The sequence below is a fragment of the Glycomyces sp. NPDC046736 genome (assembly GCF_040645615.1).
Lineage (GTDB): Bacteria > Actinomycetota > Actinomycetes > Mycobacteriales > Micromonosporaceae > Glycomyces.
The window spans coordinates 104333-119146 of sequence record NZ_JBEYYO010000003.1 but is presented as its reverse complement, the minus strand read 5'-3'; the positions used below and the strand labels follow the sequence as shown (position 1 = coordinate 119146).

The 14814-nt window shown below is 69.3% G+C and carries 12 protein-coding genes; 7 read left to right on the top strand and 5 right to left on the bottom strand.

What is annotated here, in order from left to right; all coding sequences use genetic code 11:
• Positions 1–34: 34 nt before the first annotated feature.
• Entirely contained in the window at positions 35–373 is a 339-nt protein-coding gene (locus AB0B28_RS04250) for a transcriptional regulator (RefSeq protein WP_360116246.1), read from the bottom strand.
• A 197-nt stretch (positions 374–570) separates the two neighbouring features.
• Between AB0B28_RS04250 and AB0B28_RS04245 the strand changes: the two genes are divergently transcribed.
• The 7 genes from AB0B28_RS04245 to pknB all read left to right on the top strand — a co-directional run bounded on the left by AB0B28_RS04245 (position 571) and on the right by pknB (position 10403).
• Entirely contained in the window at positions 571–1326 is a 756-nt protein-coding gene (locus AB0B28_RS04245; RefSeq protein WP_360116243.1) for a DUF3662 and FHA domain-containing protein, read from the top strand.
• 368 nt (positions 1327–1694) lie between these two features.
• Positions 1695–2171, top strand: a complete 477-nt coding sequence (locus tag AB0B28_RS04240; RefSeq protein WP_360116240.1) for an FHA domain-containing protein — start codon at positions 1695–1697, stop codon at positions 2169–2171.
• 71 nt (positions 2172–2242) lie between these two features.
• Positions 2243–3505, top strand: coding sequence for a protein phosphatase 2C domain-containing protein (locus AB0B28_RS04235; RefSeq protein WP_360116237.1), 1263 nt, complete (start codon positions 2243–2245; stop codon positions 3503–3505).
• A 128-nt stretch (positions 3506–3633) separates the two neighbouring features.
• Positions 3634–5523, top strand: coding sequence for an FtsW/RodA/SpoVE family cell cycle protein (locus AB0B28_RS04230; protein WP_360116234.1), 1890 nt, complete (start codon positions 3634–3636; stop codon positions 5521–5523).
• Positions 5520–6986 (top strand): penicillin-binding transpeptidase domain-containing protein, encoded by a 1467-nt coding sequence (locus AB0B28_RS04225; RefSeq protein ID WP_360116231.1) that lies wholly within the window; start codon positions 5520–5522, stop codon positions 6984–6986. Before AB0B28_RS04230 ends, AB0B28_RS04225 begins: the two co-directional genes overlap by 4 nt.
• A 167-nt stretch (positions 6987–7153) precedes the next feature.
• Entirely contained in the window at positions 7154–8434 is a 1281-nt protein-coding gene (locus AB0B28_RS04220; RefSeq protein ID WP_360116228.1) for a serine/threonine-protein kinase, read from the top strand.
• Positions 8435–8507: 73 nt separating this feature from the next.
• Positions 8508–10403 (top strand): Stk1 family PASTA domain-containing Ser/Thr kinase, encoded by a 1896-nt coding sequence (gene pknB, locus AB0B28_RS04215; RefSeq protein ID WP_360116225.1) that lies wholly within the window; start codon positions 8508–8510, stop codon positions 10401–10403.
• A 245-nt stretch (positions 10404–10648) separates the two neighbouring features.
• Here pknB and AB0B28_RS04210 read toward each other — a convergent pair whose 3' ends face one another.
• Genes AB0B28_RS04210 through AB0B28_RS04195 form a run of 4 tightly spaced genes read right to left on the bottom strand, consistent with a single transcriptional unit; the run spans position 10649 to position 14811 of the window.
• A complete protein-coding gene (locus AB0B28_RS04210; protein ID WP_360116222.1) occupies positions 10649–12436 on the bottom strand; it encodes an ABC transporter substrate-binding protein in 1788 nt (595 codons plus the stop codon).
• A complete protein-coding gene (locus AB0B28_RS04205; protein ID WP_360116219.1) occupies positions 12433–12621 on the bottom strand; it encodes a hypothetical protein in 189 nt (62 codons plus the stop codon). The genes AB0B28_RS04210 and AB0B28_RS04205 overlap by 4 nt, the downstream gene beginning before the upstream one ends.
• Positions 12609–13763 (bottom strand): ABC transporter ATP-binding protein, encoded by a 1155-nt coding sequence (locus AB0B28_RS04200; RefSeq protein WP_360116216.1) that lies wholly within the window; start codon positions 13761–13763, stop codon positions 12609–12611. The genes AB0B28_RS04205 and AB0B28_RS04200 overlap by 13 nt, the downstream gene beginning before the upstream one ends.
• Positions 13756–14811: an ABC transporter ATP-binding protein gene (locus tag AB0B28_RS04195; RefSeq protein ID WP_360116213.1), complete on the bottom strand. Its 1056-nt coding sequence runs from the start codon at positions 14809–14811 to the stop codon at positions 13756–13758. The genes AB0B28_RS04200 and AB0B28_RS04195 overlap by 8 nt, the downstream gene beginning before the upstream one ends.
• Positions 14812–14814: the final 3 nt, after the last annotated feature.

The window sequence follows — 14814 nt, the reverse complement described above, 5'->3', positions numbered from 1 at the left end:
AGGATATATCCTATAGGATCGACTGGAGTGGTGGCTACTTGAGGGAGCTGCGCTCGTTCTGGTCGACGAAGGCGTCGTACATCTCGGCGAGCGTCTGCTTCTGCTTCGCGGTGAGCTCGCGGTCGGTGGCGATCGCCAGGGGCGTCGCCGAACCGTTCTCGGGCGTCATCCCCGCGCGCAGGTACATGATCGGGGTGGTCATCCGCAGCGCCAGCGCCAGCTGGCGCAGGACCGCGCCGCTCGGTCGGCGGACGCCGCGCTCGCCCTGGAGGTAGGGGTTGGAGACTCCGGCGGAGTCGGAGAGCTCGCGGAACGAGACGTGCGCGCGTTTGCGCACGTCCCGGACGAATGAGCTGAAGTCGCGATCTGTCACCCGCGTCACCATACGCGCCTTCGCCCCGCCCCGCCACCCGCCCCTGCCTGGGTGTCCCGGCATTCGGTACCACCAGCCGACACGGCACTCACCCGATCAGACGATATGAAACGGACTCTCGGAAGGGTTGCGTCTCAACCCCTCGCCGCCGCGTGAAACCAGCCGATACCATCGGAGGTCGACGCGGCTATTCAGGGATGCGTCACCGTTGGGTTGACGTCAGACGAGGAGGAGAACCGGTGAGTGTTCTGCAACGCTTGGAAAAACAACTGGAGGGCCTGTTCGAAGGCACCTTCAACAAGATGTTCAAGGGCGTTGTGCACCCGGTCGAGATCGCCAGCGCGATGCAGCGCGAGGCCGAGACCCACAAGGCGGTCCTCGCCGGCGGTCGCGTGCTCGTGCCCAACCGGTACGTCATCGACCTCTCCCCGCCCGACCACGACCGGCTCGCGCCCTACGCGGCCGCGCTGGCGCAGGAGCTCGCGCAGTCGCAGGCCGAGTTCATCGGTGAGAACGGCTGGACCGTCTACGGCGACGTGATCGTCGAGATCGAGCGCGGCGAGGGCCTGGACACGGGCATGTTCCGCGTCACGGCCGAGGTCGCGGCCTTGAACGAGGGTATGGACCAGCCGGTCTCCGGCGGCGGCTACGGCCCCGCCCAGCAGCAGGCCCCGACCGGCCCGGTGCTCGTGGCCGCCGACGGCCGCCAGTTCACCGTGGCGCACGGCGCGACCGTGATCGGCCGTGGCGAGCAGGCCCAGATCCGCCTGCCCGACGTGGGCATCTCCCGCCGCCACGTGCGCATCGACTTCGACGGCCGCCAGGTCTCGGTGACCGACCTGGGCTCGACCAACGGCACGCTCGTCAACGGCCAGCGCATCGCCACCGTCTCCATGCAGCCCGGCGACGTGATCCAGATCGGCACGACCTCCCTGACCCTGCAAGCGGGCTAGCCGCACACGCACCGCCACGCCCCGGCCCGTCGGGCCGGGGCGGCGTCGTGCCCGGCGGGGTTCGGCGAGGGCGGCGGGCGTGATGACCGCGACCTCGGATCGCGGGCGCGTGCTCGGCTCACAGCCGGTTTCGGCGGCGGTGTCGCCGCGTGCGGGGTGTCGGGGCGCGCTGCGGCGGTGGCTCTGCGGCGTCGTTGCCGCGCAACGGGCCTCGCCTCGGTCCTCATAGCCCGAACCGGTTGAGAAGCCCTGCGGCGCAGGCCGGTAGCGGTGGGATGACCGGCTGGTTCGGTCGGCTCTCCGGTTCGGGCGCGCGCTCGTGGGCTACCGTGTCCAGGACCGAACGTTCATCCGCTGGGGAGCGCCGAATGCATGAGATAGTCCAGACCGTCGCCCGGTTCGGGTTCCTCGTGCTGCTGTGGCTGTTCGTGTACGCCGCCGCCCGGACGATCACCAAGGACCTGTTCGCCCAGCGTCGTCCGGCCACCGCGGGCCCCGGCGGCGGGTCGGCGCCCGCCGCGCCTTCGGCGCCTCGCCGGTCCCAGGCCGCCGAGACCGCCCAGTGGCTGGTGGTCACCACCGGTGAACTGGCCGGACGCCGGTTCGTGCTCTCGGGCCAGCCGATCTCGATCGGCCGCGCCCCCGATTCGACGATCGTCATCCGCGACGACTTCGCCTCGAACCGCCACGCCCGCGTCCTCCCGGTCGACGGCCAGTGGATGGTCGAGGACACGGGCTCCACGAACGGCACCTACCTGGGGCGCGCTAGAGTCACCAGACCCACGCCGGTCCCGCTCGGAGTGCCCATCCGGATCGGGCGTTCCTCCTTCGAGCTGCGTCCCTGAAACGCTCGGAACGGGAGACGGCGATGTCGGCATTCGATAGCGGGTGTGCCCCGCGCTACGGCGGTTGATACATGAGTTTGCACCTGCGATACGCGGCGATCTCCGACCGCGGTGTGGTGAGGCAAGGGAACCAGGACTCGGTGTTCGCCGGGCCTCATTTCATCGCCGTCGCCGACGGCATGGGCGGCATGGCCGCCGGTGACCTGGCCTCGGCGATCGTGGTGAACACGATCGCGCGCCTGGACGTGCCCCCGCCCGCCGACTCGGTGGTCGACGAGCTCGCCGACGCCGTGGCCGACGCCAACCGCGCGATCCGCCGCTGCGTGGCCGAGGACCCCCAGAAGGAGGGCATGGGCACCACGCTCACGGCCCTGTGGTTCGACGGCGAGTGGTTCAACCTCGTCCACATCGGCGACTCCCGCGCCTACCGGATGCGCGAGGGCGGCTTCGAGCAGATCACCGTCGACGACACGTACGTGCAGATGCTCGTCGACGAGGGCCGGATCACCGCCGAGGAGGCCGAGCGGCACCCGCAGCGCTCCCTGCTGCTGCGCGCCCTGGGCGCCTCCGAGGTCGAGCCGGCGTTCCAGACCATCAAGGGCGTCCCCGGCGACCGCGTGCTCCTGTGCTCCGACGGGCTCTCCGGGCCCGTCTCCGACGCCGACATCGCCCGCACCCTCCAGTCCGCGGCCACCCCCCAGGAGGCCGCCGAGACGCTCGTCCAGCAGGCCCTGGACGCGGGCGCGCCCGACAACGTCACCGTCCTCATCGCCGACGTGGTCGCCGAGGACCCGGGGGAGCAGCGCCAGATCATCGGCGGGGCGGCCGCCGACGCGCGCCTGGCCGAGTCCGACACCGCCGTCCTGCGGGCCGTGTCGCACGAGCCCGAGGAGGACGACGAGGAGCAGGCCGACGCCGAGGAGGCCCCCCAGCCGAAGGCCCGCAAGAAGGGCCGGGTGTGGCGCACGATCCTCGCCTGCCTGATCGTGCTGGCCCTCGCCGCCGGGGGCGGCGTGTGGTGGATCCGCACGCAGTACTTCATAGGGGTCTCCGACGAGGGCAACATCAGCCTCTACCGAGGCCTCCCTTTTGAAGTGGCCGGGTACCGGGCCGCGTGGCTCGAAGTCGAGACCGACCGCCCGGCCAGCGACGCGACCGACGCCGTCGAGAGTGAGCTGAAAGAGGGCATCACCACCGACGGCCTGGAGGACGGCGAGGCCGAACTCACCTCCCTGGTCGACCCGGCCGCCGGGAACGAGCGGCTCGACCCGCTGTGCGAGACGGGGGACGAGCAGGCCGTTCCGGCGTCCTCGAAGGACTGTAGAGACGACTGAGCGCTTCCGCTGTAGGCTCGCAGCGTCCGCAGCCCGGAAGCGACGAGACCGAACGTGAAGGCGCGCAAGCAATCGAGGTGAACTCGCTCCACGGCGACCGAGCCCGAACCGAGACTTGAGGGGAACCGATGGCCCAGCCGATATCGGCCACCGCCCGGCCGTCGTCGCCGAGCGAGACGCCGCTGACGCCGCTCTCGGGGATGCCCAAGCGCATCGGCCTCGAGCTCACGATGCTCGTCATGGCCGGGATCGCGGTCTTCCTCTTCCAGCTCACGATCGACGTGGCGCTCACCGACACCACCACGTACGTGACGTTCTGGCTGCCGATCCTGTGCTTCATCGTCTCGATGTGCGCGTGGGGCGCGGTGAAGTTCCTCGCTCCCTACGCCGACCCGCTGCTGGTCCCCCTCGCCGCGTTCCTCACCGGCATCGGCATCGTCTACATCAGGCGCATCGACCGCACCGCGTTCACCGCCGAGCCGCTCCCGGCCGACGCGGGGATCTTCGCCGGTCAGGGCGGTCGCCAGCTCATGTACTACATCGCCGGGGTCGTGGCCCTCACCGCGCTGCTCGCGCTGGTGCGCAACCACCGGATCCTGCGCAGCTACGGGTACATCCTGCTGTTCGCGGGCATCGCGCTCGTCGCGCTCCCGGGCTTCCTGCCGTACTCGATCTCCGGTTCGGGCGGCTCGAAGAACTGGATCCGCCTCGGCGGCTTCTCGATCCAGCCCAGCGAGTTCGCGAAGCTGATGCTCTTGATCTTCTTCGCGATGTACCTGGTGCGCAAGCGGGACATGCTCTCGGTGGCGGGGCCGAAGTTCCTCGGGCTGCAACTGCCGCGCATGAAGGACCTCGGCCCGATCGTCATCGTGTGGGCCGCGAGCCTGGTCATCCTCGTCATGGAACGCGACCTGGGCACCTCGCTGCTGCTGTTCGCGATCTTCCTGTCGATGCTGTACATGGCCACGCGGCGGGTCTCGTGGATCATCATCGGCCTCACCATGTTCATCGGCGGGTGCATGGCGATCTACCCGTTCTTCTCGCACCTCCAGACCCGCGTGGCGATCTGGCTCGACCCGTGGAAGTACCTCGACAACACCGAAGGGCACGACTCGCGGCAGCTCGTCGAAGGCATCGTCGCGATCAACTCCGGCGGCATCCTCGGCAACGGGCCCGGCGCGGGCAACCCGAACCGCATCCCCGCCTCCGAGTCGGACTTCATCCTCGCCGCGATCGGCGAGGAGACCGGCCTCATCGGCCTCCTCGGCATCCTGCTGCTGTACGCGATCTTGGTGCAGCGCGCGTTCAAGACCGGCCTGATGTCGCGCGACCTGTTCGGGACGCTCATGGCCGGGGGCCTGGGCTTCCTGGTCGCGTTCCAGCTGTTCGTGGTGTTCGGCGGCGTCACCGGGCTCATCCCGATGACCGGCCAGACCACGACGTTCCTGGCCGCGGGCGGCTCCTCGCTGGTCGGTTCGTGGCTGTTGATCGCGCTGCTCGTGCGCGTCTCCGACGACGCCCGCAAACCCTGGCAGGCCTCGTTCGGCCTGATGAAGACCGAGGCCCCGCCGGAGTTCCTCGCCGAGCAGGCCGCGCGCCGCGCAGCCGAGGAGGCCGCGAAGGCCGAGGCCGCCGGAGTGGCCGACTCGGGCCCGATCCCCGGCGGCGACCAGCCGACCGAGCTGATCATCCCCGGGCATCTCCAGACCGGCCCGGGCACCGGGACGATGGAGGAGGACGTGCTCGGCCAGACCTCCCAGTCCACGGCCCCGTACTCGCCGCCGCCCACGTCCGCGCCGCCGTACTCCCCGCCCACGTCCGCGCCGCCCGGCCCGGGCACCGGGCACACCACCGGCCGCCCGCCGCAGTACCCGCCGCCCTCGCCTCCGCCCTCGGCGTACGGCCCGCCCGGCCACACCGGTAACCCGCAGGGCCCGCAGACGCAGCGCCCGCAGACCCCGCCACCGCCGCCGCCCTCGGCGTTCGGCGACGATCCGAACAAGGAGGGCGGCCGATGAACCCCGCTCTGCGCCGCACGGGCGTGATCGCACTGCTGCTCCTGGGCGCCCTCATCGTCCAGGCCACGTGGGTGGGTTTCTTCCACCACGACGACTACGCGCGCATCGCCGACTCGCGGACCCTCAACGAGGAGTACTCCGTCCCGCGCGGTTTCATCTACGCCGGTGACACGGTCATCGCGCAGTCGGTCGAGACCGACGGCGGCACCTACGGCTACAAGCGGGACTACCCCGAGGGGAACTACTTCGGGAACATCACCGGGTTCAAGTCGATCAGCTACGGCGCCTCGAACCTGGAGTACACCGAGAACAGCCTCCTCAACGGCACCAGTTCGCTGCTGGCGTTCGACGACTTCATGGCCACGATCCTCAAGGAGCGCAAGATCGGCGGGAACGTGATCACCACGCTCGACGCCGACCTCCAGCGTCAGGCCTACGACCTGCTCGCCGAGTCCGGCGTCCACGGCGGCGCGGTCGTGATCGAACCGCAGACCGGGCGCATCCTCGCGCAGGCGTCCTACCCGGGCTGGAACCCGACCGAGGTCTCCTCCAACAACTTCGACGTGGCCGGACCGGCCTGGACCGCGGTCAACGAGGACGAGGACCGCCCCGCGGTCGACCGCACCCGCGTCGACGCCTACCCGCCCGGCTCCACGTTCAAGACCATCGTGGCCGCCGCGTACATCGAGGCCGGGCTTGGCGACGCCGACTCGATGGTCCCGGCCGGGAACTCCTACCAGGCGCCGAACACCGACCACACCATCACCAACTCCTCGAACCAATGCCCGAACGAGCGGTACACGCTCGAAGAGGCCTTCGAGATGTCCTGCAACACCACGTTCGCGAAGCTGTGCGTCGAGGAACTCAGCGCCGAGCAGATCCAGGACGCGGCCGAGGCCTTCGGGTTCGGCGAGGAGTTCTCCACCCCGCTGAACACCACCGCCTCGATCACCGGCGACCTCTCCGAGGACGCCTTCCGCGCCCAGGCGTGCATCGGCCAGCAGGACGTGCAGGAGACGGTGCTCCAGAACGCGATGATCGCCGCCGCGATCGCCAACGACGGCGAGGTCATGGCCCCGCAGCTGATCTCCGATCTCACCGACTCCGAGGGCAAGACCGTCCAGAAGGGCGGCGAGGACTCCCTGGGCGACGCGGTCTCCAAGGACACCGCCGAGGAGCTGCGCAAGATCATGGAGGCCGTGGTCGAGAACGGCACCGGCAAGAACGCGCAGATCAGCGGCTACACCGTGGGCGGCAAGACCGGGACGGCCGAGCACTCGGACTCGCGCGACAACGTCGAGCCCGACCACGGCTGGTTCCACGGCTGGGCCATGGACGACGACGGCGAACCGGCCGTCGCCGTCGCGGTGTTCCTCGACTCCTACGGCGACGGGGCCTCCTCGAAGGCCGCCGACATCTCAGGCGACCTCATGCGCACGGTCTTGGAGGGCTCGGGAGACTGACCCCACTAGGACACGATTTCCTCACGATCCTCTGAAACGGCAACCGAAACCCCCGCTCGGACGTGGATCTGCGGAGACGGATCGACAGCGTCGACGCCAGGCGGCCTGACAGTAGACTGAAGCGTCGACCCCGGAGCCGATCCGCCCCAAAGAAATGAGGAGACGCCGTGTTGAGCCCCGAAATGCTCCTCGGGCAACGCTATCGCCTGCGCGAACGCATTGCCGTGGGCGGCATGGGCGAGGTCTGGCGTGCCGAGGACACCGTCCTCGAACGCACCGTGGCCCTCAAGGCCATGCTCCCCTCGCTGTTGAGCGAGCCCGGCTTCGAGAAGCGCTTCGCCGCCGAGGCCAAGACCGTGGCCTCCCTCACCCACCCCCACATCGTCAACGTCCACGACTTCGGCAACGCCGACCTGCCCAGCGGCGACAGCACCGCCTACCTGGTGATGGAGTTCGTGCAGGGCAAGTCCCTGGCCGAGCTCATCACCGAACGCGGACGCATCGACGCCCGCGAGCTCATGCCGATCATCGCCGCCACCGCCGAGGCGCTCCAGCACGCCCACGACCGCGGCGTCATCCACCGCGACATCAAACCCGGGAACATCCTGGTGCGCGAGAGCGACGGCCAGGCCGTGCTCACCGACTTCGGGATCGCCCGCTCGGGCGCCTCGGGCGACCTCACCCAGACCGGCGCGGTCATGGGCACGGCCTCCTACATCGCCCCCGAGCAGGCCGAAGGCACCGGCGTGCTGCCCGCCTCCGACATGTACTCGCTCGGCGTGGTGGCCTTCCACGGCCTCACCGGGCAGCGGCCCTTCCAGGCCGAGAACCCCATCGAGCTGGCGCTCCACCACGTGAGGACCCCCGCGCCGCCGCTGCCGCAGGACATCCCGCCGGGCGTGCGGGCCTTCGTGGAGCGCTCGATGACCAAGGACCCGATGCGGCGCTTCGCCACCGGCGGCGAGATGGCCGGGGCGGCCCGCGTCGCGGTCGACGCGCCGCCCGCGACCTCCGTGATGCCACCGGCCGGGGCCCTGCCCCAGCGGGCGGGCATGGTGGCGATGGGCGGCCCGCCCGCGGGCGTGGCCGATCCCCTGACGGCTCCTCCCGGACCGCCGCAAGGTCCCGGCATCAACCTGGGAGCCCCTCCGGCTCCCGCGCCGTCCAATCCGCAAGGCACGAACAAGACCCTGCTCAAGGTCCTCGCGGGCGTCGGCGCTCTGGTGGTGGCCGGGGCTATGGTGTTGATACTCCTCAACATGTACAACGGCGGCGGCCAGCCGGGGAACGGCGGCCAGACCGACGACCCCGGCACGAGCGAGACCGCCACCGCCGACGAGAACGAAACGCCTGATCAGACCGGCGAATCCGAAGACCCCGACCGCACTGGCGGCGAGATGCCGAGCATGGGCAACCTGACCTGCAAGCTCCAAGACAACTGTGATTGATAGCGGGCTTTCGGGCCTGCCGCAGCGATTAGAATCAAGCCGCGATGAACGGAACACGAGGACGTAAAACGCGATGACGACAGAGCCCCGCCTGCTCGGCGGCAGATACGAGATCGGCGAGGTCGTCGGCTACGGCGGGATGGCGGAAGTCCACCGCGGTCGCGACCTCAGGCTCGGCCGCGACGTCGCGGTGAAGCTGCTGCGAGCCGACCTGTCTCGTGACGAGTCGTTCCTCATCCGCTTCCAGCGCGAGGCCCAGAACTCCGCCTCGCTCAACCACCCCAACATCGTGGCCGTGTTCGACACCGGCGAAGACGGCGGCATCCCGTACATGGTGATGGAGTACGTCAACGGCCGCACTTTGAAAGAGGTCCTGCTCGCCGAGGGCCGCTTCGACCCCTCGGTGGCCTGCGAAGTCGTGGCCGACATGTGCTCGGCCCTGGACTTCAGCCACAAGCACCACATCATCCACCGAGACGTCAAGCCCGGCAACGTGATGCTCTCGGACACCAACCAGGTCAAGGTCATGGACTTCGGGATCGCCCGGGCCCTGGCCTCCAACCAGGCCACCATGACCCAGACCAGCGCGGTCATCGGCACCGCGCAGTACCTCTCGCCCGAGCAGGCCCGCGGCGAGACCGTGGACGCCCGGTCCGATGTGTACGCGGTCGGCTGCGTGCTCTACGAACTGCTCGTGGGGCACCCGCCGTTCACCGGCGACAACCCGGTTTCCGTGGCGTATCAGCATGTGCGCGAGGAGGCCCGGCCGCCTTCGGAGCTCAACCCGGCCGTCCCGGCCTCTGTGGACGCCGTGATCATGAAGGCCCTCGCCAAGAACCCCGACAACCGCTACCCCTCGGCGGGCGCGATGCGGGAGGACCTCCTGCGCGCCGCGAGGGGCCAGTCGGTCTCGGCCCCCGCGGTCATGAGCGCCGAGGCGCGCACCCAGCTGATCAACGCCGACACGACCGCCCCGATCAAGCCGATCGCGACCCAGACGAGCAAGCGCAAGCCTTGGCTCATCGCGCTCGGGGTGGTCCTCGCGCTGGTCGCGGTCACGGCGGCCTCGTGGGGGATCATGCGGATGATCAACGCGCCCGACTTGGTCACGGTGCCGGAGGTGATCGGCAAGACCGAGGAGGAGGCCACGACGCTGTTGGAGGCCGAGAACCTCGAGGTGATCCCCGAATACGTCCAGACCGACGACCCGAACGACGAGACGATCGGCACGGTCACGGACCAGAACCCGCAGCAGGGCCAGGAGATCGAGCAGGGCACCGAGGTCACGATCACCGTGGTGACCGCACCCGACCAGGTCACGGTCGAAGACGTCGAAGGCGATCCCGTCGATGAGGCGAAAGCGACACTCGAAGATCAGAACCTCAATGTGAAGATCGTTGAGGAGTCCAGCACCGAAGCGGCCGGGATCGTTCTGAGGCAGGACCCCGAGGGCGGCGAAGTGGTCGATGCCAAGCATGAGGTCACGCTCTACGTCTCCGCCGGTGGTCAAGTGAGCGTCCCCAACGTGTTCGGCATGGCCACCGACACCGCGATCCAGACCCTCGAGAACTCCGGCTTCAACGTCGACGTGCAATACGGCGGCGGCGGCACTACGGTCGGCGTGGTCTACGAGCAGGACCCGGGCGGAACGTCGGTCGTCTCGGAAGGCAGCACGGTCAAGATCACGGTCAAGGGCATCGTGGTCCAGTGGGACGCCGAGACGACCCCGCAGGACCTCGCGAACACCCTCACCGCCGCGGGCCTCAACGTCACCTACGACGGCGAGCCCGACGCCGTGGCCATCCTCTCGGTCGCGGGCGACAACGGCGAACTCACCAGCGGCACCGCGGTGGCGCCCGGCTCGTCCATCACCATCACCCAGGCCGAAGACGACGGCGGAGGCGGCGGCGACGACACCACGCCGACCGACACCTGCCCGCCGCTCGACCCGAACTGCGAAGAAGGTTAACCAAACCCCCTGAGGGCCCCACCGCACCGCGGAGGGGCCCTCGGTCATACCCGGGTCGCACCCGGATGATCCGGGCACGCAGAAGGGCCCCGGTCGGGGTTTCCGGCCGGGGCCCTTCTTCTCTCGTAAGCCGCGCTGACCCGCCTCGGTCGTGCGCGGCAGCGGGGGAATCGGGATTCCTCCGCCGAGTTCTTGCGGCCCCCTGGAGCGAGCAGCGTCTCCAGGGGGCGCGATCACGGTTGGCCCTAGACGGGCTCGATGCCGCCTTCGAGGATGCGGACCATGATCGGGTTGTCGAAGAAGATGTCGTTGAGCTCGTAGGAGCCCGGGTCGACCGTCTTGACGCGCTTGCCCTCGATGCCGTAGCTGACACGCTGGTTCAGGAACAGCGGCAGACGCGGCAGGGTCTCGTTGAACACGATCCCCAGCGTCTTGTTCGCCGCGGCCTGCTCCTCCTCGGTGCCCTGCTGGGACGCGAGGTAGAGGTCGTCGATGTTCACGGTGCCCTGGGTCTCGGTCTCGACGGCGTCGATCGGCAGGCCCATGCCCATGTTGTCGGCGGTCAGCGAGTTGTCGGTGAACCAGGTCATCTGCCACGAGCCGTAGACGTAAGGCACGAACGGGTTGGCCCACTGGCGCACGGCGATGTCGAAGTCGCCCGAGCCCCAGATGCCCCACGGGTTGTCCTCGGGGACGTTCGCGTAGGACACGGCCAGGCCGAACTCCTTGAGCTGGTTCGCGGCCTGCTCGCCCGAGAGGGTGAAGTCGGTCCAGCCCTCGACGCCGATGATGGTGTACTCGGCGAGGTCCCCGTCCGGCTTGTGCCAGCCGTCGGACTCCTTCTCCCAGCCCGCCTCGGTCAGCAGCGCCTCGGCCTTGGCGTGGTCGGTGGAGTAGTACTCCAGCGTCACGTCGTCGAACAGGCCCTCGGCGTGCGGGTCCGGCAGACCGGTGTAGGTCGAGGGGATGTAGTAGCCGCCCGCGCCCTTCGCGATCTCGCCGATGGACTCGGTGTCGAAGATGTACTGGAACGCCTTGCGCACCCGCACGTCGGCGAACTCGGGGAACCGGGCCTGGTTCAGCATCAGGCCGATGCCGTCGTAACCGGGGGTCGACAGCTCCACGAGGCCCTCGACGCCGGCGATGCTCGACCGGTCGGTCGCGCCCAGCACCTGGGTCGAGTAGTCGACCTCGTTGGCCAGCAGGAACTGCACAGAAGCGGCGTTGTCGCCCTTCTGGACCTCGATGGTGCCGAACTTGACCTTGTCGGCGAACAGGCCGTCCTCGTGGATCGAGAACGTCACCACGGTCTCGCCGATCTTGTCGAACTTGTAGGCGCCGCAGGTGATGAACCCGCCCTCGGCGTCCAGGAAGTCCTCGGCCGCGATCTTCTCCGACAGCGCCGACTGCTCGGCGTCGCCCTGGACCACGCCGGCCAGCACCAGCTGCTCGGCCTCGTCCATCCACTCGCCGTAGCGGGCGTGCGGCATGACCTGGGCCTTGACGGCACCGTGCTCGACGCCGGGGAACACCGACGAGTAGGTGACGGTGACGGTGGTGTCGTCGTCGGCGGTCGCCGAGACGAGCTGGTCCCAGCCCACGGTGCCCTGAGCGGCGTTGAGCTTCTGGAGGTAGATGGTGCCGACGACGTCCTTCGCGGTGAGGTCGTTGCCGTCGGTCCACTTGATACCCGAACGCAGCTTGATCGTCAGCGTGGTCTCGGCCAGCTCGATCGACTCGGCCAGCTGCGGGATCCATTCCTGGGTCTCCCAGTTCAGGATGCCCGGACGCGGGATGAACAGCTCCGCGACAGGCGCCGAGGTCAGCAGCGCGGCGTTGTTGATGGCCGCGTTGTAGTGCTGCGTGGTGATGTCGAACGGGTACACGTAGATGAATTTGCCGCCTGCGGCTTCATCGTCCGAACCGCCGGCCTGGCAGGCGCCGAGCACACTGGTCGTGGCCACGGCGCCGGCTCCGATGCCGACCGCCTGCATGAGCTTGCGTCGGCTCAGCTCGAATTGCTGAGAGGTCATCGCCGCTTCCTTTCAATAAAAATGGCAGTGATCGAGATGAGGATCAGGAAACCGCCGAGCGCCGCCGTCCAGATGGTGATGGCGAACTCCGGGCTTCCCTTGGGTAGGGACAGCAGGAGGAGCGAGGCGGCCAGGGTCAGGAGGACCCCCGCCGCCAGCCCCGTTCGGGCGATCAGGCCGACCATGCAGCTCCCCGAGGGGTTGGTGGATCGTCCGTCGGCTGCGGCGATACGCGCCGCGAGCCGGGTACGGCGTCGAAGGTCAGTGTCTGGTCGAGAGCCCCAGGACCTCCGGCGACCGGTCGGCCCCGCCCCAGGTCGCGAGCGACCACGTGGCAGGACACGCGCCGGCCCTTGCGGACCGGAGTTCCGTTGGCCGAGACGTCGGCGGTTTGCAGCGTCGGCGCGGCCGAGTCGCACAGCCCGGGCTCGAAGGCCGGGCAGCGCGGGTGGAAGGCGCACCCGGTGGGCAGGTCCGTGAGGCTGGGGATCTCGGCCGACCGCAGCTGCTGGGCAGAACGGTTGGCCTTGGCCAGGTCCGGATCCGGCTCGCACACCGCGCCGATGAGGGCCTTGGTGTACGGGTGCTGCGGGTTCCCGATGACCTCGGGGGTGGGGCCGTGCTCGACGACCTTCCCCAGGTACATCACCGCGATCTCCCCGTCCCACGCGAAGTACTTCGCGACGGCGAGGTCGTGGGTGATGAACAGGAACCCGACGTTGAGGTCGTCGCGGAGGCGACCGAGGGTGTTGAGCAGGCTCACCCGGATCGACACGTCCAGCATGGAGGTCGACTCGTCGCAGATGAGCAGCTCGGGGTTGAGCGCCAGCGAGCGGGCCACGTTGACCCTCTGGCGCTGGCCGCCGGAGAGCTGGTGCGGGTAGGAGTCCAGGTAGGACTCCGGCGGGGTGAGCTCGACGAGCTGGAGCAGCTCGGCGGACTTCGCGCGCGCCTCCTCGCGGTTCTTGACGATCCCGGCCCGCTTGAGCCCGGCCGAGAGGGTCGAGAAGACCGTGCGGGTGGGGTTGAGGGCCGCGTACGGGTCCTGGTGGATGTACTGGACGGCCCTTCGGTAGGCCAGGCGGTCGGCGGAGTTCATCGCGTTGATGTCCTTGCCGCGGAACTCGACGCTGCCCGAGGTGGGGCGGGTCAGGCCGGCCGCGGCGCGCGCGGTGGTGGTCTTGCCGCAGCCGGACTCGCCGACCAGGCACAGGACCTTGCCGGGCTTGACTTCCAGGTCCACGCCGCCGACGGCGGGGACGGGGCCCCGTTTGGTGTCGAAGACCTGCTCCAGGCCCGAGAGCTTCAGCAGCGGGGCGTCAGACATTGCTGGTCTCCTTCTGCACGTTGCGCTTGAACTCGTTGCGGCACTGGTCGTGGTGGATGCAGGCGGCCGCGTGGGACATGCCCGTGGGGCGCTCGGTGAGGATTTCGAGCGGGATGCGGTCGCCGCGGCAGCCTTCGGTGGCCAGGACGCAGCGGGGGTGGAACGCGCACCCGGCGGGCATGGCCTTGAGGCTCGGCGGGAAGCCCGGGATGGACTCCAGCGCGGGGCGGTCGCCCTTGACGGGCATGACCGCGTTGATGAGCCCGGCGGTGTAGGGGTGCCTCGGGGAATAGAAGATGTCGCGCGAGGAACCGGTCTCGATGATGCGCCCGGCGTACATGGTGGCCACGCGGTCGGCGAGCTCGGCGGCGAGGCCGAGGTCGTGGGTGATGAACACCATCGTGAAGCCGAACTTCTTGCGCAGTTCATGGAGCTGCTGCACGATCGAGCGCTGCGTGAGCAGGTCGAGGGCCGTGGTCGGCTCGTCGAGGACCAGCACCTGCGGGTCCAGGGCGATCGCCAGGGCGATGAGCGCGCGCTGCTTCATGCCGCCCGACAGCTCGTGCGGGTAGGACTGGAGCACGCGGTCGGGGTCGAGCCGCACGGTCTCCAACAGCTCCCCGGCCCGCTTCTCGACGGCGGCCTTGGTCCAGCGCTTGTCGCCGGCGTGGTCGCGCAGGGTGTCGGCGAAGTGGTCGATGATGCGCACGACCGGGTTGAACGCGTTCATCGCGCCCTGGAAGACCATGGCGGCCTCGTTCCAGCGGAACCGGCGCAGCTGCTCCTTCTTCATCTTGAGCAGGTCGGCCCGGGAGCCGTCCTTGAGCCGGTAGGTCAGGGAACCGGAGGTGATCTCGCCGAGGTTCGGCAGCAGGCGGAGTAGGCCCAGACCGAGGGTGGTCTTGCCGCAGCCGGACTCGCCGACCAGGGCCAGCGACTGGCCCTCGTACAGGTCGAGGTCGATGCCGCTGACGGCGTTCACCGACTCCTTCCTGCCGGTGCGGTAGCTGATCGCGAGGTCGCGGACGCTGAGAATCGGATCGGTCATGTT